Origin of the sequence: Methyloversatilis sp. (assembly GCF_030698125.1) — a bacterium.
Taxonomy (GTDB): Bacteria; Pseudomonadota; Gammaproteobacteria; order Burkholderiales; family Rhodocyclaceae; genus Methyloversatilis.
Genome location: NZ_JAUYNV010000058.1, coordinates 88,674 through 111,496, shown reverse-complemented (window position 1 = coordinate 111,496; position 22,823 = coordinate 88,674). Strand labels below are relative to the sequence as shown.

General features: G+C 64.3%; 18 protein-coding genes, 1 tRNA gene and 1 pseudogene. 9 read left to right on the top strand and 11 right to left on the bottom strand.

What is annotated here, in order from left to right; translation table 11 throughout:
• Nucleotides 1–8: 8 nt before the first annotated feature.
• Nucleotides 9–425: a 2Fe-2S iron-sulfur cluster binding domain-containing protein gene (locus Q8Q80_RS19590; protein ID WP_305634821.1), complete on the bottom strand. Its 417-nt coding sequence runs from the start codon at nucleotides 423–425 to the stop codon at nucleotides 9–11.
• Nucleotides 426–628: 203 nt separating this feature from the next.
• Complete coding sequence (locus Q8Q80_RS19585) at nucleotides 629–2,359, bottom strand: sigma-54-dependent Fis family transcriptional regulator (RefSeq protein ID WP_305634819.1); 1,731 nt, start codon at nucleotides 2,357–2,359, stop codon at nucleotides 629–631.
• Nucleotides 2,360–2,596: 237 nt separating this feature from the next.
• Between Q8Q80_RS19585 and Q8Q80_RS19580 the strand changes: the two genes are divergently transcribed.
• Both Q8Q80_RS19580 and Q8Q80_RS19575 read left to right on the top strand, forming a co-directional pair.
• Nucleotides 2,597–3,637: an aromatic ring-hydroxylating dioxygenase subunit alpha gene (locus Q8Q80_RS19580; protein ID WP_305634817.1), complete on the top strand. Its 1,041-nt coding sequence runs from the start codon at nucleotides 2,597–2,599 to the stop codon at nucleotides 3,635–3,637.
• A gap of 819 nt (nucleotides 3,638–4,456) precedes the next feature.
• Nucleotides 4,457–4,594 (top strand): annotated as a pseudogene (locus tag Q8Q80_RS19575) (pyridoxamine 5'-phosphate oxidase family protein); the annotation flags it as partial.
• 850 nt (nucleotides 4,595–5,444) lie between these two features.
• Here Q8Q80_RS19575 and Q8Q80_RS19570 read toward each other — a convergent pair.
• Nucleotides 5,445–6,590: a hypothetical protein gene (locus Q8Q80_RS19570; RefSeq protein WP_305634815.1), complete on the bottom strand. Its 1,146-nt coding sequence runs from the start codon at nucleotides 6,588–6,590 to the stop codon at nucleotides 5,445–5,447.
• A 252-nt stretch (nucleotides 6,591–6,842) separates the two neighbouring features.
• On the opposite strand from Q8Q80_RS19570, the gene Q8Q80_RS19565 reads away from it, so the two are divergent.
• On the top strand, nucleotides 6,843–7,208 hold the full coding sequence (locus tag Q8Q80_RS19565; protein ID WP_305634813.1) for a hypothetical protein: 366 nt from the start codon (nucleotides 6,843–6,845) through the stop codon (nucleotides 7,206–7,208).
• A gap of 26 nt (nucleotides 7,209–7,234) precedes the next feature.
• On the opposite strand, the gene Q8Q80_RS19560 is transcribed toward Q8Q80_RS19565, so the two are convergent.
• Both Q8Q80_RS19560 and Q8Q80_RS19555 read right to left on the bottom strand, forming a co-directional pair.
• Entirely contained in the window at nucleotides 7,235–7,972 is a 738-nt protein-coding gene (locus Q8Q80_RS19560; protein ID WP_305634811.1) for a hypothetical protein, read from the bottom strand.
• Nucleotides 7,973–8,073: 101 nt separating this feature from the next.
• Nucleotides 8,074–8,150 (bottom strand) — tRNA-Arg (locus Q8Q80_RS19555).
• A 189-nt stretch (nucleotides 8,151–8,339) separates the two neighbouring features.
• Between Q8Q80_RS19555 and Q8Q80_RS19550 the strand changes: the two genes are divergently transcribed.
• Entirely contained in the window at nucleotides 8,340–9,227 is an 888-nt protein-coding gene (locus Q8Q80_RS19550; protein ID WP_305634809.1) for a cytochrome c5 family protein, read from the top strand.
• Between the two features lie 87 nt (nucleotides 9,228–9,314).
• Here Q8Q80_RS19550 and Q8Q80_RS19545 read toward each other — a convergent pair whose 3' ends face one another.
• On the bottom strand, nucleotides 9,315–11,321 hold the full coding sequence (locus Q8Q80_RS19545; RefSeq protein ID WP_305634807.1) for a UvrD-helicase domain-containing protein: 2,007 nt from the start codon (nucleotides 11,319–11,321) through the stop codon (nucleotides 9,315–9,317).
• 210 nt (nucleotides 11,322–11,531) lie between these two features.
• Here Q8Q80_RS19545 and Q8Q80_RS19540 point away from each other — a divergent pair, with 210 nt between their 5' ends.
• The 5 genes from Q8Q80_RS19540 (at nucleotide 11,532) to Q8Q80_RS19520 (ending at nucleotide 19,347) form a co-directional block, all read left to right on the top strand.
• The gene (locus Q8Q80_RS19540) at nucleotides 11,532–12,131 is read left to right on the top strand and encodes a CHRD domain-containing protein (protein WP_305634805.1); all 600 of its coding nucleotides are present in this window, start codon (nucleotides 11,532–11,534) and stop codon (nucleotides 12,129–12,131) included.
• A gap of 115 nt (nucleotides 12,132–12,246) precedes the next feature.
• On the top strand, nucleotides 12,247–14,574 hold the full coding sequence (locus tag Q8Q80_RS19535; RefSeq protein ID WP_305634803.1) for a Tex family protein: 2,328 nt from the start codon (nucleotides 12,247–12,249) through the stop codon (nucleotides 14,572–14,574).
• 362 nt (nucleotides 14,575–14,936) lie between these two features.
• Nucleotides 14,937–17,537, top strand: coding sequence for a TonB-dependent receptor (locus tag Q8Q80_RS19530; protein ID WP_305634801.1), 2,601 nt, complete (start codon nucleotides 14,937–14,939; stop codon nucleotides 17,535–17,537).
• 121 nt (nucleotides 17,538–17,658) lie between these two features.
• The gene (locus tag Q8Q80_RS19525) at nucleotides 17,659–18,534 is read left to right on the top strand and encodes a PEP-CTERM sorting domain-containing protein (protein ID WP_305634799.1); all 876 of its coding nucleotides are present in this window, start codon (nucleotides 17,659–17,661) and stop codon (nucleotides 18,532–18,534) included.
• A 42-nt stretch (nucleotides 18,535–18,576) separates the two neighbouring features.
• Nucleotides 18,577–19,347, top strand: a complete 771-nt coding sequence (locus tag Q8Q80_RS19520) for a PEP-CTERM sorting domain-containing protein (protein ID WP_305634797.1) — start codon at nucleotides 18,577–18,579, stop codon at nucleotides 19,345–19,347.
• Between the two features lie 120 nt (nucleotides 19,348–19,467).
• Here Q8Q80_RS19520 and pqqE read toward each other — a convergent pair whose 3' ends face one another.
• From pqqE to pqqA, 5 genes are all read right to left on the bottom strand, one after another.
• A complete protein-coding gene (gene pqqE, locus Q8Q80_RS19515) occupies nucleotides 19,468–20,625 on the bottom strand; it encodes a pyrroloquinoline quinone biosynthesis protein PqqE (RefSeq protein WP_305634796.1) in 1,158 nt (385 codons plus the stop codon).
• On the bottom strand, nucleotides 20,622–20,894 hold the full coding sequence (gene pqqD, locus Q8Q80_RS19510) for a pyrroloquinoline quinone biosynthesis peptide chaperone PqqD (protein WP_305634899.1): 273 nt from the start codon (nucleotides 20,892–20,894) through the stop codon (nucleotides 20,622–20,624). The genes pqqE and pqqD overlap by 4 nt, the downstream gene beginning before the upstream one ends.
• Nucleotides 20,895–20,910: 16 nt before the next feature.
• On the bottom strand, nucleotides 20,911–21,639 hold the full coding sequence (gene pqqC, locus Q8Q80_RS19505; RefSeq protein WP_305634795.1) for a pyrroloquinoline-quinone synthase PqqC: 729 nt from the start codon (nucleotides 21,637–21,639) through the stop codon (nucleotides 20,911–20,913).
• On the bottom strand, nucleotides 21,636–22,553 hold the full coding sequence (pqqB, locus tag Q8Q80_RS19500; protein ID WP_305634794.1) for a pyrroloquinoline quinone biosynthesis protein PqqB: 918 nt from the start codon (nucleotides 22,551–22,553) through the stop codon (nucleotides 21,636–21,638). The genes pqqC and pqqB overlap by 4 nt, the downstream gene beginning before the upstream one ends.
• 149 nt (nucleotides 22,554–22,702) lie before the next feature.
• Nucleotides 22,703–22,777 (bottom strand): pyrroloquinoline quinone precursor peptide PqqA, encoded by a 75-nt coding sequence (pqqA, locus tag Q8Q80_RS19495; RefSeq protein WP_083224124.1) that lies wholly within the window; start codon nucleotides 22,775–22,777, stop codon nucleotides 22,703–22,705.
• Between the last annotated feature and the right edge of the window lie 46 nt (nucleotides 22,778–22,823).

Below are 22,823 nucleotides of genomic sequence, written 5' to 3'. Positions count from 1 at the left end.
GCTGCCTCCTAGCTCTGGTTCGGGAGGCCGTTCCGGCCTCCGCTCCGTTCCGCCTGCGACGCGCCGTCGATCAGCCGCCGCACGGTATTCGCCATCTGTCCGATCACCCGCACCTGCAGATCGCTGTGCGGCACGATGCGGCAGGCCAGCACGCGGTGCTGCGCCTGGTCTTCGGCCGACACGTGGTCGACGCTCATCTTCAGCGCCGCGTAGCGCCCGTCGAACACTTCCACCTTGCATACCCCGCAGCCGCCGCCCCGGCAGCCAACCGGTATGCCGCGCAGACCGCGCGCCACCATGGCCGCCAGCAACGAGTCACCGGCACGACAGGTAAAGGCGTGGCCCAGCCCTTCGATTTCCACCGCGTAGTGCGTCGCGCCAGACGGGACTTCGCTGCCTGACACGCGCTGAACCTGTGGCTCCATGCCGCCTCCGCATCGCATCCCTTCTTCGCGGTCCTGGCGCGACCCTCTTGGCAGGGCAGGCGTGCGGACCGGGAGGTCGTGGGCAAAAACTTACATGGGCAAAACGATACGATCCAATACCATTTGATCGGGTAGGCGATACCTCAGGGGTATGGGCAATCGCGAGCCTGCGCCGGCAGTGGATCGCGGCGCCGGGCAGGCGCTCAGGCAGGCGGGTTGCTGCGGCGCCGCATGCGGGCGACGCGGTACTGCATCTGTCCGCGCCCCAGCCCGAGTTCGCGCGCGGCCGCCGACAGCTTGCCGCCGTGGCGGTCCAGCGCGGCACGGATGACCGCCTCCTCGATCTCGACCAGCGAGCGGCCCTGGGCGAGCAGCTGGGCTGCGGCGCCGGTCGCATCGGCGTCGGGCGCGGACTGCGCCGCCGTGCCGTCGCCGCGCGCCACCACGTCGCCGCTGGGCAGCACGCTGAAGGACTGCCAGTCGGTCACCTCGCCGCCGGAAAAGAGGTGGTGCACGTCGAGCGCGCCGTCCGCGTCGGCCAGGATGACCGCGCGCTCCACCATGTTTTCCAGTTCGCGCACATTGCCCGGCCAGTCGTAATGCCAGAGCGCGTCCAGCGCATTGCGCGTGATGCCGCGGATGCGTTTGCCGAAGCGCCGGCCGAAGCGCTCCACGAACACGCCCAGCATCAGCGGAATGTCCTCGCGGCGGTCGCGCAGCGGCGGAATGCGGATCGGGAACACGTTGAGCCGGAAGAACAGGTCGGCGCGAAAGCGCCCCTCGGCCACCGCGCGGCGCAGGTCCTCGTTGGTGGCGGCGACGATGCGCACATCGACCTTGCGCACCTGGCTGCCGCCGACCCGCTCGACCTCGCGCTCCTGCAGCGCGCGCAGCAGCTTGCCCTGCGCGTGCAGCGGCAGGCTGCCGATCTCGTCGAGGAAGAGCGTGCCGCCGTGCGCGCGCTCGAAGCGGCCGGGCCGCGACACCGAAGCACCGGTGAAGGCGCCGCGGTCCACACCGAACAGTTCCGCCTCGACCAGATCATGCGGAATGGCGGCGCAGTTCAGCGACACGAAGGGGCCGTCGGCGCGCGGGCCGATCTGGTGCAACGCGCGGGAGAAGCGTTCCTTGCCGACGCCGCTCTCGCCGAGGAAGAGCACGGTGGCATCGGTCTGGCCGACCCGCTTGAGCAGATAGACCACGGAATTGAAGGCGGTGGACGCCCCCACCAGTTCGTGCTCCAGCGGCGACACCGCCTCGAAGCCGACCTCGCCCTCCCCTGCCTCGTCGGCGGTGCGTCGCTGCATCGGCGGATCGACGAAATCCTCCACCTGCATGAAGTGCAGGTCGGTTTCGGCCTGCGGCCATTCGGCGACCGGCCGGATGACCGCCCGGCAGCGCGCGTGCCCCATCGCCACGCACTCGACCTCGCGCACCAGCAGCGGCTGGCCGAAGGCGCTGGTGGCGAAGGCGGTGGCATAGCCCACATTCATCCAGCAGGCCGGCGAGCCGCTGATGCCGAACTGCTGCAGGTGGGCTTCGGCCTCCCACGAACTGGTCCAGGTGAAGTCGCCGAAGAACTCGCCGGCTTCCTGGTTGAAGCGCACTTCGAGCGGCGTGTTGCGCACATAGCCTTCCATGTCGCGCAGGCGCGGCCCGAGCGACACCGCGGTGGCGACGTCGTCGCCGAAGGCGTCGCGGATGCGGCGGTGATCGGCCAGGCCCTGCTGGTAGCCGAGCCGGGTGAACACGCCGCGCGCCATGTCCGAACCGAGCCGCTCGACCAGTTCGCGCCGCAGTTCGGCCATCGAAAAGCCGTGCATCAGCAGCATGCGCTGGTCGAACAACATGATGTGGCCGGTGTCCGGCGCGAAACGCAGCCGCTCGGTCAGGCGCTTGTCGGCGTCAGCGACGCCCGCAGAGGTCGGACGCATGCAGTACTCCCGGAATCGATGAGCGGTAGATCATGCATGAAAACATGCATTCATCTGTCGCTGCGCCGGATCGATACGCATGATTTCAGGCTTTCGCCACGCCTTCCGCGCAGCCGCCCTATGAACATTCCTTTTATTTCCGCCACCTGCGTACAACCTGCTGCCTGGCATGGCGTTTGCGACGGTAGTGCCACCTTTTAACAACAAAGGGCCACCGGCCCGCACGGAGGAAAGAAAATGGCATACCTGCACAACGCCTGGTACGTCGCCGCACTATCGACCGAAGTCGGCGGCGAAGCGCTGTTCAACCGCAAGATACTGGGGCTGTCCATGCTGCTGTACCGGCGCGGCGACGGCACGCCGGTGGCGCTGCGCGACCGCTGCCCGCACCGTTTCGTGCCGCTGCACATGGGCAAGCGGGTCGGCGACGACGTGGTCTGTCCCTACCACGGCCTGCGCTTCGACTGCACCGGCAAGTGCGTCGAAAGCCCGCACGGCGACGGCCACATCCCGCGCGCAGCGGTCGTGCAGGCCTTTCCGGCGGTCGAACGCCACGGCTTCATCTGGGTGTGGCCGGGCGACGCAAGCAAGGCCGACCCGGCTGATGTTCCGGACTATTCGCTGCTGGACGAAGGTCACGCGAATTCCAAGGGCTGGGCCTACCTGCACATGAAGGCCAACTACGAAATCCTCGTCGACAACGTCATGGACCTGAGCCATGTCGACCATGTGCACGGCCCGCTGCTGAACACCGCCGGCAAGCTCAGTCCGCAGATTCCCAAGGTGATCGAGGACGGCAAGCACGTGAGCGTGCGCTGGGAATGGCACCAGGACCCGCCGATGGGCTTCTTCTCGCCCTTCCTGCCGACGCCGGGCGCTGGCGCGGAACACCACGTCGAAGTGGTGTGGACCGCGCCCGGCACCATGCTGCTGACCGTGGGGGCAGTACAGGGCAGCAAGGACCCGGCCGACGGCCTGCTGTCCTGGGACCACCACCTGATGACCCCGGAAAGCGAAGCCTCGACCCACTACTTTTTCGCCACCCGCCGCAACTGGCTGGTCGAGGATGCCGAGCTGAACCGGATGAAACTCGACGGCACGGTCGCCGCCTTCAGCACCGAGGACAAGCCCATCATCGAGGCAGCGCAGGAAGAAATGGGCACCACGGATCTGTGGTCGCTGAAACCGGTGCTGCTGTCCAGCGACCCGGCGCCGGTACGCGCACGGCGCGTGCTCAGCCAGCTGATCGAAACCGAGGGCGCACAGCGCAGAGGCTGACGCGCCGCAGACCACGACAGGCCGTCGCGCGGTCCAGTGCAGCGGAGGCGGCCGGCGGCAAGCCGTCCGGCCTCACGCCGCGCAGGTGCGGCGTGAGCGATCGGTGCTGCCGTACCGGGGGATGTTGGGCATCGCTGCGCTCACCCCAACCTACTGAGGTGTGAGCGCATCTGGCGCGGCGGAAGCCGCGATGGGGCCAGCGCCTTCGTCCGCCCGAACCGATGGCGGGGCACGCGCGCATCGGAAGAATGGCGCAATCATCCGCCGCGCTCATCGTGCGGCTGCATCGTAGGTTGGGGTGAGCGCAGCGATGCCCAACAGAACCTGCATCCCCCCGGCAGATCTGCAAACACGGCCGCGCCCCGCAACCCCGGCAGGGACGACGCGCACCCGCCATCGGTTCGGATCGGCACGAACACATGGGCGCGCAGTGGGCCGCAAATTTATCCAGCCAGACAGGAAGCGTCGCGATCACCGCCGATCCGATGACGATCGGAACAATAACGGGGTAGAACAGCGCTGCGATCAAAGACCGGATCAACGCCCGCAAGAACGTCGTGCCCACACAACTGACAGCGAACATCAGGGAAAAGATGAGCCCAACAAACAGCGCAACGCTCAGGAAGGTCTCCACGCTCGAAACCTTGAACAAATGACGATCACATGTTCCCGCAGGGCGAGGCGCCAACAGCCTGGAAGCCGGGCGTCGTTCGGCCCCTTCACGGTTTCGCAGAGAGGCAGATCCAGCGGTCCGGCTCAACCTATTACCAAGTGGGCAACGAGTGTAGCGATTGACACCCCGAGGGCCAGGAAGGAAATGACCCGGACGGCAACCCTACGGTGTCGTACAAGGGTGAACCGACCGGCTTCGTCAAGGTGGTCGATGAGCGCACGCTGGTGCTCCCCGGATACGGTGGCAACGGCATGTTCCACTCGATGGGCAATATCGTCGACCAGGCTCGCGGCGACGGCTGAGCAGGCGAGTGCGCGGTGGCGTGCCGATGCGTCGACCGGCCGCCGCTTCAAAAGAAGCGATCGGGCGTCAGCCTGAGGCCGAAAGACATCCAGCGACTGACCGGACAGTTGCTCACCCATCGTCGCACCCACCTGCACCTGCCCCGGTACCACCGAACAACGGGCCCCAAGCTGCCAGAACGGGTGCTGACGGTCGTCGCCAAATACCTCCACGATGTCCAGCCAGCGTTCCGCCAGGTAAATCCCGGCCCCGACGCCCCAGGTCGCGCCGTCACGGTCAGAACGCCGGTCGTGCAGCCATCCGACGTTGGCATGCAGCACGACGCGGTCGTCGTCGAAGGACATCGACAGCGGTACATGCGCATAGTGATTGCCGAACTGATTCGGACCCGGATTGACCGCCGGGTGCCGGACGGTTCCGACGGCGAGGCCCACGCCCCAATCATTGGGCGCGAGCGGACGCAGCAGCGCCTTGAACTGGAACACGTAGTCCGCAGTGCCCGACGCAGCGTCCGACTTCGCAATACCGTGAGTCGGGCGTCATCCGTGACAAACGGGCGCGCCGCCTGCGCCACGCCCGGCAGCCCGAGGATTGACAGCAGCGACAATGCGCCAAGCCACGCTTTCATTCTCAGATCGGTTTCGTCCGGTCGATCAGAACGGCAGCGAACTTCGCGTCGCTCGACGCCCGAACCGTGCCATCAGCGTATGCAAGCGCGGTGAATGGCGACAGTTCAAGGGTCTGAGAAGCAAAAAGGACCGGACTGCGATGATCCGGCCCATCGTGAAAATTCGCGCGCCCGACGTGATTCAGTTGAGCTCGCCGGCAGTATCAGAAGCGCTGCGTGAACCGGACATAGACATCGTCGTCGACACGCTTCCGCGCAGCATCGGTTCGCTGCTCCAGATCGCGTCGTTGGCGGACCCGTGTCTCGATCGACTGCGTGGCGGACAGTTTCCACTGGTAGCGCAGTTCCAGCAGTTCCTGGTTGTTGCCGAAGTCGGGTGACAGCAGCCAGCCTCCGCCCACCTGACCATAGACGAGCCCGACACCATGGCCGGGCGCGAAATCCACGAGATTGACCGAGGTCTGGAACGCCAGCCCGCTCGCACGTCCGGAGCCGGACAGGCGCAGCGCCGCTTCGGTCGATGTATTGGGCGCGAAGCCGGCTTCACCGGCCCACACGAAGCGCATCCCCCCGGCGAGCGGCCACTGCAGCGCCATGCGTCCGGCGATGCCCAGATAATCGTCGATGCGGCCGGCGGCGGTGCCGTCCGTGCGCAGCGCGCTGGGTATGTAGGTGATATCCCATCCGAGCTGCAGGAAGCGACCTTTCGGGTCCTTCCGCTCCATGCCGAAGTAGTAAGTGGCGTGGCTGGACGGCTCCGTGAACGCCAGCGGACTGCGCCGCACGGTGGTGGGGCCGTCGTCCTCGCTGCGCTGGATGATGGCGTGGTAGTTCCAGCCTGCGGCGTCGACGTAGCGGGCGTGAATGCCGTCTGTCCAGGTAATGTCGGTGTTGGGCGAATCGTTGCGGCTGAGGGATTTCTTCGCGATGCCCTCCAGTTCGAAGCTGGTCTGCATGCGACCGACCTTCACGTCCCAGTTGCCGGGCTTGTAACGCAGGTAGAGCTCGTCGATGGTCGAATCGCCGAAGCCCAGGCCGTCGCTCTGCGGGATCGCGGTGAAAAATTCGTAATGGTTGTCGTTGCTGTCGTCGGTCGAGTACCGCCCCGCGAAGCGGGCCTTGGCACTCAGTTCCGTGGTGACCTGCCAGAGGACACCCGGGCGAACCCGGATACGCCAGTCACTTTCGTCGCTGCGGCTGCCGTTGCGGTCTTCGCGCTCTCGACCGAAGTAGCCCAGCCGCGCATCGCCGCTGAAGACAAATTCGCCCGGTGCAGGGTCGGCAGCACCGACGCTGACTGGCGTGGCGATCGCCAGTGAAAGGACTGATGCGAACAGCGTTGATTTCATGAAGGCCTTCGTCCTGCCTCTGTCGCGAGGCGTCAGGGTGTCTGGAAAAACGACGCGATCCAGGCGGTGGATTGCGCCGCGACAAATCGCAAATGAACGAGGTCTCGGCTAGACCCGCGGTCACGACACTCACCGTCAGTTCGTGGTCAACGGCGCCGGGGTTGTTTCCGCCGGACGAGCGTAGCCAAAGACTTTACGCGACCATGCGAATGTTGTTGCCATATTCCTCAGCCTGCCTGCAGCCGGCGTGAATTGATCGACACCTTGATGTTCAGCATGGGAAAGGTGCGCGTTACCGCGAAGCGAGACTTCATCGAAACGCTCGCGTCAGCGAAGCCGGTGACGGCGCTGTCGGAGCTGATCTGGAAGGGCGCTGACGCCGACGCCGATCGCGTCAAAGTGCTCATCGAACTGAACGAGATGCACGGCGCAAGGTCGGTCAAAGCCCGCCATGACCGGCTTTGCCGCCGGCGTGATGCAGGACGCTGCGATGGAAAACCCCATCATCGTCACCACCGATCGCAACGATTTCGACGGCACGCGATAGCGCACACCGAAAAGGAAGGCGTCATCACGCTCGACGAGTATCAGGTAAAGGTGGCGCGCAGCGACGGCTGAAAGGCCGCCCGGTGCCCCGGTGGGCGTCACGGTGCGGGTGTGACCCGGGGCGTCGCACCCGGCGCGGCCGTGGCCCCTCCCCCGGCTCCGGGCCTGAGCCACGCCGGCAACTGACCGTAACGCCGAATGAAGGCGTCGCGCTGCTCCTCTTCGGAAAACACGAAGTCCATCATCAGCACCGACTGCTCGTCTTCCGACAGCAGCGCCGTGATGCCCCGCGCGTCCCAGCTCCGGTAGAGTCTGAAGCCGTCGTCCGACACTCCGCCCGCGTCCCACCGGCCGTATTTCGCGACCACGTCCTGCACCCGGAGCGGCGTGGTCGGCACCCATCTCACCCATTTCACGCGCAGCGCCTGGTCGTCGCCCTCGGCCGCGAGCAACTTCAGCGCATCGAGATCATCGGCGAACCCATCCGCGATCTCACGCCGGTAGTCCGGGCGTCCGTCGATGAACAGCACGAGGAGCTGGCCCTGAAGCACGCCGCCGGTGAACGAAAACAGCACCTGCGACTCGTCGGCCCAGTCTGGCGCCATGCGTACGAGCTGCGAATCCGGGAAACGCGCCCGTACCTCGCCCAGCGAATCGAGCGGCCGGATGCCCAGATGGGTTTCGGCCAGCGCGCAGGCGCAGATGACCCAGGAAACGGCAATAAAAAGAAGTGACTTCACGGACTTGAGCGATGAACCGGCAGACTGCGGATTATCGATCGCCGGGTGGCGATACCGGAAGCCCATCTTGGAGCAGGCGCGCAGCGGCCCGAGCAAAGACGCGGGCCGTTCGGGAGCAGCGGGAATTGCTCGCCATGGAACTGGCGAAGCAGAAAATGAAAACGGGCCGGACTGTGAAGACCGACCCGTTCAGTGTCTGGCGCGCCCGGCGCGATTCGAACGCACGACCCCTGCCTTCGGAGGGCAGTACTCTATCCAGCTGAGCTACGGGCGCTAGGGTGTATCGAGGGCGGAGAGCCCCGGGGACTGACCGGGAAACACGATCAGAACGATGCGAAGGATAACGGCTTTGCCCGGAGGCGTCCATGGCGTGCTGTTGCAGGTGAGGCGAAAGCCGCTCGCTGCCGCTATAATGGCGCGTTTTGTTTTCACCTGTCACAAGGTCTTCAAAGGAACGCACACCATGTCGGACGCGCACGAGGAACACGAGTCTTTCATCAAGACGCCGCAGCAGCTGGCGGCGGTCGTTGTACTGTCGTTTGTGGTGTTTGTGGGCGTTGCAGTGCTGGTCGCCCAGTTCGTGCTGTCGGGCTACAAGGGTCTTGACACGGCCAACCCCGAAATCATCGTCGCAGGTATCCAGCCGGTCGCGCGGGTCGAACTCGGTGAAGCGGATTCAGCCGCAGCAGGTCCGAAGACCGGTGTGCAGGTGTACAAGGCAGCCTGTGCGGCCTGTCATGACGCCGGCGCCGCTGGCGCGCCGAAGCTGGGCGACAGCGCCGGCTGGGCCAGCCGCATCGCGACCGGCCTGGAAGCGCTGGTGCATTCGGCGGTGAATGGCAAGGGCGCGATGCCGGCCAAGGGCGGCAACGCCGCGCTGACCGAAGCTGAAATCACCCGCGCGGTGGCCTACATGGCGAACGAGTCGGGCGGAAAGTTTGCTGAGCCCGCGATGGAAGATGCGGCGCCGGCCGCCGCCGCACCGGCGCCTGAACCCGCTGCTGCAGCGCCCGCCCCGATGCCGATGGAAGTACCGGCGATCGCTGCCGCAGCCTATGACGACGCACCGGTTGCTGCAGCAGCGCCCGCCGCTGCTCCGGCCGCCGCCGGCATCGACGGCCAGGCGGTGTACAACAAGGCCTGCGCCGCCTGCCACGCGATGGGCGTGGCCGGTGCGCCGAAGTTCGGCGACAAGGGCCAGTGGTCGGCGCGCCTCGCGACCGGACTTGATTCGATGGTGGCCAACGCGATCAAGGGCAAGGGCGCGATGCCGGCCAAGGGTGGCAACGTGACGCTGAAGGATGCCGAGGTCAAGGCAGCCGTCGAAGTGATGGTGGCCGCCGTCAAATAAGCCGACCCGCTTCCGGAAAAGCCCGCCGCGACCCGGCGGGCTTTTTTATGTCCGCAGGGTGCCGGCGCGCCGTGCACTCGCACCCACCTATGCTTTGGGCGTCGGCGTGCCGCCCAGCAAAGCCTTCAGCGATTCCAGCCGCGCCACGTTGGCGGCGCGCTGTTCGGCTTTGGGCGCGGCGTCGGTGTTCGGGCGCTGCACGTCCTCGCCCATTTCGGCGATGAAGCGCGACGGCTCGCAGTCGCGCGATTCGCGCCCGCTGCGCCGCCGCTCGCAATAGCTCAGCGTCAGCGTGCGCCGTGCCCGCGTGATGCCGACATACATCAGCCGGCGCTCTTCCTCGATGCGTCCTTCTTCGATCGATTCGCGGTGCGGCAGGATGCCCTCCTCCAGCCCGACCAGGAACACGTGCGGGTATTCAAGTCCCTTCGAAGCATGCAGCGTGGACAGCTGCACCGCGTCGCGCGCCTCGTCGTCGTCCCGCTTGTCGAGCATCGTGATCAGCGCGACGGTCTGCGTCAGTTCGAGCAGCGTCTTGCCGTCTTCCTCGCCCTTGCGCCCCATCCAGTCGACGAAGTCACGCACGTTGTTCCAGCGCGTTTCCGCCTCCTTCGGTTCGAACTGTTCGAACAGCCAGGTTTCGTAGCCGATGCCGCGCAGCAGGTCTTCGAGCAACAGGCGCGGTGCTTCGGTGCGGGCGCGCCATTCGAGCCGGTTGATGAAGTCGCCGAATTCGCGCAGCGGCGTGAGTGCGCGCGCCGGCAGCGCATGTTCGGCGCCGGTTTCGAACAGCGCGGCGAACAGGCTGATGTGACGCTCGCCGGCATAGGTGCCGAGCGTTTCGAGACTGGTGCCACCGATGCCGCGGCGCGGCGTGGTCACCGCACGGATGAAGGCCGGGTCGTCGTCGCTGTTGGCGACCAGCCGCAGATAGGCCATCACGTCCTTGATCTCGGCGCGATCGAAGAAGGACTGGCCGCCGCTGACCAGATACGGAATCTTCTGTTCGCGCAGCGCGGTTTCGATCACGCGCGCCTGATGGTTGCCGCGGTACAGCACCGCGTAGTCACCGAACTTGCCGCGGTGTTCGAACTTGTGCGCGGCGATGCGCATGGCGATGCATTCGGCTTCGTGCTCGGCGTCGCGCGCCACCATCAGCGTGATCGGGTCGCCACGCCCCATGTCGGACCACAGCTTCTTCTCGAACAGCTTCTGGTTGCTGGAAATGAGCGTGTTCGCCGCGGCGAGGATGCGCTGCATCGAACGGTAGTTCTGTTCCAGCTTGATCACCTTGAGCTTCGGGTAATCGGTCTGCAGCGTGCGCAGGTTTTCCACGTCGGCGCCGCGCCAGGCGTAGATGGCCTGATCGTCGTCGCCGACCGCGGTGAATGCGCCACGGCTGCCGGCCAGCAGCTTCACGATCTGGTACTGGCAGCGGTTGGTGTCCTGGTATTCGTCGATCAGCAGGTAGCGCAGCCGCGACTGCCAGCGCGCCAGCAGGTCGGGGTCAGTTTCGAGCAGGCGCGCGGGCAGACCGATCAGGTCGTCGAAATCGACCGCCTGATACGCGCGCAGCGTGCGTTCATACTCTTCATAGACGCGCAGCGTGATCGCTTCGGCTTCGTTGGTGACGAGCGGCGCAACGGCCGCGGGGGTCAGCAGCGCGTTCTTCCAGCCGGACATGCGCGACACCAGCGCACGCAGGCGCGCCTTGTCGGATTCCTTCGATATGTCCTGCACGACCGACAGCGCGTCGGACGCGTCCAGGATGGAAAACGTCGGCTTCAGTCCGGCCGCCTTCGCTTCGATGCGCAGCAGCTTGACGCCCAGCGCATGGAAGGTCGATATGTTGAGTTGCCGGGCGGCGCGGCCGTCGAGCAGATGCGACGCGCGCTCCTGCATTTCCTTTGCCGCCTTGTTGGTGAAGGTGATGGCCGCGATGTGGCGCGGCTCGATGCCGCATTCATTCACCAGATAGCCGATCTTGCGCGTGATGACGCGCGTCTTGCCGGAGCCGGCGCCGGCGAGCACCAGCAACGGACCGTCGAGGTATTTCACCGCCTCGCGTTGCGGTGCGTTCATGTCGGACAGCATGGGGAGATCGCGTCGGGTGACGCTGGATACAGGGCAAGCCGATGTTATCCCGGTTATCCCGCCCTCCGGGTGCAGGACTGCATCCAGATACTGCTGTCGCACGTAAGCTTTTTGCACTATCCAGTAAGGATCGGAGTCATTGTGGCCTGTCGGCCCCTGGGTCCGTTCAGACCGTCTTCTGTCGTTTCACCCCTTCCGGAGGTCAGACCCATGAACAGGATTCGCGTTGTTGCCGTGCTGCTTGCCGCCACCAGCCTTGCATCGCCAGCCTTTGCCCAGGAGGTCGAATACTTCGCCACGCTCAGCGGCCCGGCCGAGGCGCCCCCCAACGAGTCGCCGGGAGCCGGCCGCGTTACGCTGACACTGGATCTCGATCTGCGGACGATGACCATCGACGCCAGCTTCAGCGGATTGCTCGGCACGCTGACCGTGGCGCACATCCATTGCTGTACGGCGCTCGCCAGCGAAGGCACCGCAGGCGTTGCGACCCCGACGCCCACGTTTCCGGGGTTTCCGGCTGGCGTGACGTCCGGCAGCTACATGGAAACCTTCGACATGAAGCTGGCAACGAGCTACAACCCCGCCTTCATCACCGCGAACGGCGGCACAGCAGACAGCGCCTACAGCGTGCTGCTGGCCGGCCTCAACGACGGCAAGGCCTACCTGAACCTGCACAGTTCGGAATTCCCGGGCGGCGAAATCCGTGGCTTCCTCGCGCCGGTTCCGGAACCCGAAACCTGGGCAATGCTGCTGGGCGGACTGGGCCTGATCGGCTGGGCGGCACGGCGCGCTCACCGCGCTGCAAGCTGATACGACGGACGGGGTGAACAAGAGTCGCCCCGTTGTGGCAGGAGGTTCAACGCTTGCGGCGCAGGGCGCGCTTGGGTAGGGTTCGCGCCTTCCACGCTGCCCCTGCCCGTCGCCCATGCTCCCTCCGATCGAACAACGCCTCGCCGCCGAACTGGGCGCGCGCCCGCAACAGGTCAATGCCGCCGTCGCCCTGCTGGACGAAGGCGCCTCCGTGCCCTTCATTTCGCGCTACCGCAAGGAAGTGACCGGCGGGCTGGACGACACGCAGTTGCGCCTGCTCGAAGAACGCCTTGTATACATGCGCGAACTGGAAGAGCGGCGCGCCGCCGTGATCGCCAGCATCGACGAACAGGGCAAGCTCACCCCGGCGCTGCGCGGCGAGGTCGAGAACGCCGACACCAAGCAGCGGCTGGAAGACCTCTACCTGCCATACAAGCAGAAGCGCCGCACCAAGGCGCAGATCGCGCGCGAAGCGGGCATCGAACCGCTGGCCGACGCGCTGCTGGCCGATCCGACGCTGACGCCGGAGGCCGAAGCCGCGGCTTACCTGAACGTCGAAGCAGGTTTCGCCGACACCAAGGCGGTGCTCGACGGCGCGCGCCAGATCCTGATGGAACGCTTCGCCGAAAGCGCCGAACTGGTCGGCGCGCTGCGCAGCCACGTGGCCGAACACGGCGTGGTGGTCGCGGCGGTGGCCGACGGCAAGGACACCGACGCCGAAGCGGCCAAGTTCCGCGACTACTTCGCCTACCGCGAAAAACTGGCCGACATTCCGTCGCACCGCGCGCTGGCGCTGTTCCGCGGCCGCAACGAAGACGTGCTGCGGGTGAAGCTGGCGCTCGATACCGACCCGGAAGACGGCGCGCGCAGCGCCGAGCCGAACCCGTGCGAGCGGCGCGTGATGGTGCATGCCGGCATCCGCGACAACGGTCGCGCGGCCGACCGCTGGCTGGTCGAAACGGCCCGCTGGACCTGGAACGTGAAGCTGTCTGTGCATGTCGAGCTCGATCTGATGAACGAGTTGCGCGCGCGCGCCGAACTGGAAGCGATCCGCGTGTTCGCCAAGAACCTGAAGGACCTGCTGCTCGCCGCGCCGGCCGGACCGCGTGTGACGATGGGGCTGGACCCCGGCATCCGCACCGGCGTGAAGGTGGCGGTGGTGGACGCCACCGGCAAGCTGGTCGATACCGCGACCATCTACCCGCACGAGCCACGCCGCGACTGGGACGGCTCGCTGCACGTGCTGTCCGGCCTCGCCGCGAAGCACGGCGTGCAGTTGATCGCCATCGGCAATGGCACGGCGAGCCGGGAAACCGACAAGCTGGCGGCCGACCTGATGAAGTTGAAGTCCGAACTCGCAATGACGAAGATCGTCGTGTCGGAAGCGGGCGCGTCGGTGTATTCGGCGTCCGAACTGGCCGCGAAAGAGTTTCCGGGGCTGGACGTGAGCCTGCGCGGCGCCGTGTCGATCGCCCGCCGGCTGCAGGATCCGCTGGCCGAACTGGTGAAGATCGACCCGAAGGCGATCGGCGTCGGCCAGTACCAGCACGATGTCAGTCAGACCCGGCTCGCCCGTTCGCTCGACGCCGTGGTCGAAGACTGCGTGAATGCGGTCGGCGTCGATGTGAATACCGCATCCGTGCCGCTGCTGGCGCGCATATCGGGACTGAACGCCACATTGGCGCAGAACATCGTGGCGCATCGCGACGCCAACGGTGCGTTCCCGTCGCGCAAGGCACTGCTGTCGGTGCCGCGGCTCGGCGACAAGACCTTCGAGCAGTGCGCCGGCTTCCTGCGCATCATGAACGGCGACAACCCGCTCGACGCCTCGGCGGTGCACCCGGAAGCCTATCCGGTGGTCGAGCGCATCCTGGCCGACGTGAAGAAGAAGGCGCGCGAACTGATCGGCGATGCGGAGACCGTCAAGGCGCTGTCGGCGCAGAAGTACGCCGACGAACGCTTCGGCCTGCCCACGGTGCAGGACATCCTGCGCGAGCTGGAAAAGCCCGGCCGCGATCCGCGTCCGGAATTCCGCGCGGCGACCTTCCGCGACGGCATCGAACAGCTGAAGGACCTCGAACCCGGCATGCTGCTCGAAGGCGTGGTGACCAACGTGACCAACTTCGGTGCCTTCGTCGACATCGGCGTGCATCAGGACGGCCTGGTGCACGTGTCGGCCATCGCCAACCGCTACGTGAAGGACCCGGCCGAGGTGGTGAAGGCCGGCGACATCGTCAAGGTGAAGGTGGTCGAGGTCGACCTCGCGCGCAAGCGCATCGCGCTGACCATGCGCCTGGGCGACGAGGTGGCGCGCAAGCCGGCCACGAAGGACGCGCGTCCGCCGGCCCGGCAGGCCGACGCACGACGCAGCGAGCGCGGGCAGGATGCCCCGGCGGCCAACAATGCACTGGCGGCCGCTTTCGCGAAGGCCAGCAAGCGCTGACCCGGCGCGGGAGCAGTGCCCGTCGACGACAGGCAACATCCCTTTCGGACCCGGATTGCGGTGTGGTGCATTGAAGAATAAACGCACCCGCCCATCTGCACATTTCCGCCTGCCCGATCGTTGCGAAGCGCGAGGTCTCACCGGGGTTTGCAGCCCATCAACGCGATCAGCCAAGCCACTTATTCCATTGCGTTTTACTTAGCGCAATCACTGATTTTTACATAGCGCAATAATTAAAAGGGATATTTTCCCGATATGAAAATATCGGGACATCTTCCCTGTGGTCACGTCGGAACAGTCGGTAGAAGCGAGGGAAATAAACAGCTATCGATCGTGTAGGGAGCCGTCCTACACGTTTCCCGATGAAACCCTCGCATCCCCTGACATTTCGCCTGACCCCGGCCGCGCTCGCCCTGCTGAGCGCGAGTGCCGTCGTCTGTGCGCAGGAAGAGCCGGTCAAGGAACTGCCGACGGTCGAAATCCGCGCACCGCGCGTGATCACGCCGCTGCCGGGGGTGGTGCTCGACGAGCAGCAAACGACGTCGAACGTCCAGAGCCTCACCGGCGACGAGTTGCAGCAGTCGGGCGCGGTGTCGCTGACGGAAGCGATGAACCTGCAGTTCCAGTCGATCAACGTCAATGACTACGCCGGAAATCCGTTCCAGCAGGACCTGAATTTCCGCGGCTTTGCGGCTTCGCCGCTGATCGGCACGCCGCAGGGCCTGTCGGTCTATCTCGACGGCGTGCGCATCAACGAGGCGTTCGGCGACGTCGTTAACTGGGACCTGATCCCCAACATCGCGATCCTGCGCATGGACCTCCTGCCCGGGTCCAATCCGATGTTCGGTCACAACACGCTGGGCGGTGCGATCTCGGTCAATACGAAATCGGGCTTTACCAGTCCGAAGGTGGAGTTTTCCGCGCTCGGTGGTGCGTTTGGCCGACGTCAGTACCAGCTCGCCGCGGGTGGCAACTCGGGCCCGCTGGCCGGATTCTTCGCGCTCAACAAGTTCGATGAAGATGGTTGGCGAACCAACTCGCCGACCAGCGTGCGCCAGTACTTCGGCCGTATCGACATCCGCGGCACGTCGACGGAAGCCACGCTCAGCCTGCTGAAGGCCGAAAACACCCTGGTCGGCAACGGCCTGATCCCGGAAGAACAGTGGCGTGAAAGTCCGAATTCGGTGTTCACGTCACCGGACGAGAACATCAACGACCTGAATCATCTGACCGGTCGCGTCCGTTTCGACATCAGCGAGTCATCGAGCGTCGCGCTGCAGATGTATCGCCGTGACCTGAAGCAGAAGGGCACGGGTGGCGACGTGTGGGACGACTTCGACCAGGGCGCCAGCGCGAACCGGCTGGGCGTCAGTTGCCCGGACGGTTTCGGTTCACCGAATGGCGCGCTGGATCAGAACATCGGACCGACCTATCCGGGGTGTGCCGGGTTGGCACCGAACGGACTGTTCAATTTCAGCCGCTCGGATCAGCGCTCGGAAGGCGTCGCCCTGCAATTCACGCAGATCAGTGAAACACATCAGATCGTCGTCGGCACTTCCTTCGACTGGAGCGACGTCGACTTCCGGCAGAGCCAGCGGCTCGGCTTCATCGATTCCGAACGCACCGTGTTCCTCGACCCTTCACGCGAGGTGGATCTGGGTCTGCTCGCGCTGAGTCAGGACATCGTCCGAAACAATCTGACCGGGTCGAGCCGGACCGCGGCGCTGTTCTTCAGTGACACCTGGACAGCGGCGCCCAACCTGTTCATCACCTATGGCGCACGGCTCAGTTACTCGCGTGTCAAGAATGAACTGCAGTCGGACAAACCAATTCCGCTTTACCAATTCACCTCGAATTTCTTCAACAATCGCGCAGAAGTCTGCGGAACCTTGTCTGCGATTGGCACCCGATTTCTCTGCTCTACAGGTGATTACGGCTACCGCAGTCTGAATCCATCGTTCGGCGTGTCCTGGCTGCCGGCGCAGGACCTGAACGTCTATGGCAACGTAAGCCGCGGTTCGCGCGTGCCATCGGTCATCGAATTGGGTTGCGCACGCGACAAGACGCTCGAAGATCCGAACGGGCTGAATGACGGCAAGAATCTCGGCTGCACCATTCCCACCTCGCTGACCTCCGACCCTTTCCTGCCACAGGTCAGGTCGCTGACGACGGAGCTCGGTCTCAGAGGTACCAGCCTGAACGGACAGTTGTCGTGGAGCGCCACGGCTTACCGGACCGAACTGACCGACGACATCCTGTTCGTGTCGCTCGGCCAGCGCAACCGCGGCGTGTTCGACACCTTCGGCAAGACCGAGCGCGACGGTTTCGAACTCAATCTGAAAGGCAAATTCGGTCGCCATTCGCTGCGTGCCGGCTACAGCCGCCTGAATGCCACCTTCGAATCCAGCGCCACCATCGTCAATCAATCGAACAGCTCCGCGGATCGTACCCAGGGGCGGGTAAACGACTTCGAAATCAATCCAGGTGACGTCATTCCGGGGCTTCCGAAGCATTCGTTCCGCCTCGGCTGGAATATGGATGTCACCAGCAATTTCACATTTGGATTTTCGATGGTGGCGCAATCCTTTGTGTTTGCACGCGGCAACGAAAACAACGAATCGGAACCAGGCGGCACGGACCTGACTGGAAACGCGCAAATCCCCGGTCTTGGAAAACGCTATGTCGGCAAGGGCAGGACTTCCGGCTTCGCTGTGTTCAATTTCAATGCGAATTACCGGGTAGACAAAAATATTTCCCTGTTCTGCAAGGTCGACAACATTTTCGACCGCCGATACACCACCGCCGCTGACCTCGCTGTCAATCCATTTACCTCCGGATCGTTCGGCGCAAGGGATTCCTCAGGATTCAATTACAACTCCTTCGACTGGACGCATTCGCTTTTTGTCGGCCCCGGAGCGCCGCGCGCCGTGTGGTTCGGCCTCAACTACGCATTCGGGTCATGAACACCGGATCGTTTTGCATCGATCAGACAATGATCGATTACAACAAGAGACACAGCAGGGCAGTTACGTGTCCTCCGAATAATCGCTTCACCCTGCATCACTTCAACAAGGAGATCGCATCATGAAATTAGCGCACGTCGCTGCAGCGACAATATTGATGGGCGCCAGTCTGGGCGCGGCAGCAGGTGATTTTTCCGAGCTCAACAAGGTGTTTCCATTCCGCCTTAGCGGCGCCAACAACCAGAACACTGACCGCTATTTTCTTGAGGCCACTGACAGAACAATCACGTCTTCATTTACCGTCACCACCGAAATCGGAGACGTATTAATTCCGCTAGTTGCTTCCAGTATCAGCTACAACTCAATTGCGACATCAGGTCCGATTCCGAGACCAGTTACCGGTAGTGGAGTGCTTACGCTACTTGATTATCGGCTAACGGAAGATGTCCAGCTCGCGGGCCAAGCAATCGGCGATATGTATGATTTCGTTTATCGAGATTCGCGGGACAATAAGCTGGTATTTGGCACTCGTGTGATTCTCGGTCTTCCGGGTCAACAGCAAAATGCTGAACTGAACAACGTCTTCCGCTACGGATTTGAGGAGAACGGAACCGTTTTCGACGCGGCGGCAGCTTGGATGTACATGTCAGATTTCGATCTGCGGCTATACAGCGCTGCACGCAGCGATCAAGGTCTTGGGTCGACAGACGTGTACGACCCGGATGCGATCAGCTTCCAGTCGGACATCAACTTGTCCGAAGACAATCCATACAGCGGCCTGTATCTCATCAAGACCAACGCCACCTACTACACCGTCGCCGACAACGCGATCGGCTACTTCCAGGCGGGCGAAGAGGGCCAGCCGATCGTCAAGGCATTCACTGCCGGCTTTGTCCCGACCAACACTGCTCCAATTCCGGAGCCATCCACCTACGCAATGCTGCTGGCCGGCCTGGGCATGATCGGCACGATCGCACGTCGTCGCATGAGCGCCTGATAGCCAGAGTTTTCCACACTACTTGTCAAAGAGGACAAAATCATGAAAATCAAAACCATCGCACTATCGCTGATGCTGGGCCTGGGCGCCCACGCAGCGCACGCCTTCGTCGCCCTGCCGGAAAGCGGCGATCTGCGGATCGTCGGCATCAACAACGCCGCGGTTGACCCGCTGTTCCTCGGCTTCGACTGGACACCAGAAAGCGCCGGCTACACCCAAGCCGCCCGCCGCATCAGCTCGGTGCTCTATGACGGCACCGACATCGGGACCTTCTACGACTTCGTCTATCGCAGCACCAGCGACAACACACTGCTGTTCGCGTCGCGCTTCGAACTGGTCGTCGGCGAAATCGAAATCGGGGATGTGGAATACGACGTCGAAATCAACGACATCCTGCGTAGCGGCTACGCCAACTACTACGTGTCGGTTGGATGGTATGCGGCAACGGACGACGATTTCCGCCTGCAATCGACAGCCCACACCTCGAATGGCGTGCGCACCCGCCCGACCAATCCAGTGGATGTTTTCGACGACAACGTGGTCGACTTCCGCACCGACATTTCGGTCGAAGAAGGCAATCCGACGACCGGCTGGTACGTGCTGAAGACCAATGCGACGGAATTCACCTACCTGATCGACGCGGTCACCATCCGTCAGGCGCCGAGCGTGGATGGTCTGTCGCCGCCGCTGCGCACCGCGACCTTCGAAGGTTTCGCGCCGATCGCCGCGATCCCGGAACCGGAAACCTACGCCATGCTGCTGGCTGGTCTGGGCCTGATCGGTCTGGCTGCCCGCCGTCGCACGAAGGCGTAATCGAAGCTGCAACGGAAGGCGGTGCGCAAGCGCCGCCGGCTGGAATTGAAACGGCCCCCTGCACTGTCCGACAGGGGGCCGTTTTTTTGCCTGTGCTTCAGCCGGTGTGTTCGGCCGACGTCAGAACGGCCGGTCGAGCTGCAGCGATTCCTTCGGGCCGCGGTAGATCAAGGGCTTGACCTGTGCCGCGTTGCCGGCGATCTGGGCACGGTCGACGACTTCGGTGATGCGGTTGTGCAGGGGCGACTTGTCGCACACCGGGTCGGCCGCGGCAGGGTCGTTGGCGATCATGTAGGCCTGACAGCGGCAGCCGCCGTAATCGTTTTCCTTTTCCGGACAGCTGGAACAGGGCTCCTTCATCCAGCCGGTGCCGCGGTAGCGGTTGAAGCCTTCGGATTCGTACCAGATTTCGCGGATGGACGAGGTGCGCACGTCCGGAAACTCCAACCCGGGCAGCATGCGCGCGGTGTGGCAGGGCAGCGCCTTGCCGTCCGGCGTGATGGTCAGGAAGATGTTGCCCCAGCCATTCATGCACTTCTTCGGCCGCTTTTCGTAATAGTCGGGCACGACGAAAAACAACTTCATCTTGTTGCCGTGCGTGGCGCGCCACTCGTTGGTGATGCGCTCGGCGCGCTCGAGCTGTTCGCGCGACGGCAGCAACTGGTCGCGATTCACCTGCGCCCAGCCGTAGTACTGCGTGTTGGCCAGTTCGACGTACTCGGCGTCGATGTCGGACGCCAGCTGCAGGATGGCTTCGATGTGGTCGATGTTGTGCCGGTGGATGGTGCAGTTCATGACCATCGGATAGCCGTGCGCCTTGATCATGTCGGCCGCGCGGCGCTTCAGGTCGAACGTGCGCGTAGAAGAGAGGAAGTCGTTCATTTCGCGCGTCGAGTCCTGGAACGACAGCTGGATGTGGTCCAGCCCGGCTTCCTTCAGCGCGCCGATGCGCTTTTCGTTCAGCCCGACGCCCGATGTCAGCAGGTTGGTGTAGTAGCCCAGGCGGTGCGCCTCGGCGACGATGACTTCGAGGTCATCGCGCAGCATCGGTTCGCCACCGGAGAAGCCGCACTGCACCGACCCGAGCTCACGGGCTTCGCGCAGCACCTTGAACCACTGTTCGGTCGTCAGTTCGTCTTCGGTCTTGGCGAAATCAACCGGGTTGTAGCAATACACGCAGTGCAGCGGGCAGCGATAGGTCAGTTCGGCCAGCAGCCACAGCGGCGGGCCGATCTTCGCGGTGTCCTGCACCGCCACGGCTTCGGAAAGGTCGGTCATGTCAGCTCCACCCATTTCTGCTGGTCAGCCAGTTCGATGAAGGCGAGCACGTCGGCTTCCAGCCCCTGCGCGTTGAAGGTCGTTTCGAGGTCGGCGACGATGGCGGCGACATTGGCCGCGCCATCGCAACGCTTCAGGATTTCGCCGGCGCTCTGGTTCAGCTTCACCATGCCTTCCGGATACAGCAGCACGTAGGCGTCCTGCGCCGGTTCCCACTGGATACGGAAGTTGCGGCCCACCTTCGGTACGGTTGCGGTCGTGATCGCCATCGCTTCGCTCACCGGGTTACTTGCTGACGCCGTAGGCGTTGGCCATCGCGTCGTTCATGGTCCACAGCACGTCGAGCTTGAACTGCAGGATTTCAAGCGCGCGCGTCTGCAACGCCGGCGTGTCGAAGTAGTTCAGCGTCACCGCCAGCCCCTGTTCCACGTCGCGCCGCGCCTGCGTCACACGGTTGCGGAAGTACTGCAGGCCGGACGATTCGATCCACGGATAGTGCTCGGGCCAGTTGGCGAGGCGCTCCTTGTGGATCTTGGGCGCGAACAGTTCGGTCAGCGACGAGCACACCGCTTCCTGCCACGGCCGCTGGCGCGCGAAGTTGATGTAGGCGTCCACCGCAAATCGCACGCCCGGCACCACGTGGCGCAGATCGACGATTTCGTCGCGCGTGAGACCGGTCGCTTCGCCCAGCCTGATCCACGCTTCGATGCCGCCCTCGTCGCGCACCACAGTGCCGTCGGGACCGGTGATTTCGTAGCCGTCGTGATCGAGGACGCGCTGTATCCACTGGCGGCGGATTTCGCGGTCAGGCGTATTCGACAGGATGGCCGCGTCCTTCACCGGAATCGCGATCTGGTAATAGAAGCGATTGGCCACCCAGCCGCGGATCTGCTCCGGCGTCGCCTTGCCGGTATTCAGCATGACGTTGAACGGGTGGAAGATGTGATACGCGCTACCCTTGTCGCGCAGCTGCGCTTCGAACTCGGCGTGATTCCAGGCTTGTTGCGTGCTCATACCGTGATGTCCATTCCGTCGTAAGCCACCTCGATGCCGCGTGATTCGAGTTCGCGCCGCTGCGCACTGTCCTCGTTCAGGATCGGGTTGGTGTTGTTGATGTGAATCAGTATCTTGCGCGTGGCTTTCGGCAGCTTGTCGAGCCAGACCATCATGCCGTTCTCGCCCGTCTGCGGCAGGTGCCCCATGTCGCGCGCGTACTTCTTCGACGCGCCCAGGGCGATCATTTCGTCGTCGCTCCAGCAGGTGCCGTCGACCAGCACGACGTCGGCCGCCTGCATGGCCGCCCACACCTCGGGCGTGATTTCGACCAGGCCGGGAGCGTAGTAGATGCGACCGCCCGAGCGCGTGTCCTCGATGGTGACGCCGATGTTGTCGCCCGGCACCGGCCGGTCGCGACGCGGCGAATACGGCGGCGCGTTGCTGAGCAGCGAATGCGCGCGGAAACGCAGGCCGGGCGCGCCGTCGATTTCGAAGATCGATTCGTCGATCGGCAACGGGTGCCAATTCACGCCGCTGTAGTGCCCGAGCAGGCGGAACAGCGGATTGCCCTGCGTCAGGTCTTCCTGCACCGGCGGCGTGCACCAGATTTCGTGCGGCTGACGGTGTTCGCGCAGCATGTACAGGCCGGTCGTGTGATCGATCTGGCCGTCGATCAGCACGATGGCGCGGACCGCCGTGTCGCGCAGGGCGCGCGCCGGCTGCAGTTCGGGGAACTGCTGGAACTGGGTCAGGATGTCGGGCGACGCGTTGAACAGCACCCAGTTCTCGTTGTCGCCGGTCACGGTGATCGACGACTGGGTGCGCGCGGTGGCGCGTATCGTGCCCTTGCGCAGGCCGTCGCAGTTGTGACAGTTGCAGTTCCACTGCGGGAAGCCGCCGCCCGCGCCGGACCCCAGTACGTGCAGTCGCATGCCCCTCCTCCGGTATCCGTGTGCGGATACTCTGATTCAAATGCAACGCGCCCGTTCAGGGCGCGTCACGGTATTCGTCCGGCCGGTCGCGTGACGCAGACCGGTGCTGCAGAGACCCGGGAGCTACCACTCGCCGGGTCCTCGCCACCTTAGCGGTTGGCGATGTACATCGTGATTTCGAAGCCGAAACGCAGGTCGGTGGCCTTGGGGGTTTGCCAGTTCATGTCTGTCTCCTGATGGTCGTTTGAAATAAGCGCGCTGTGTTGCAGC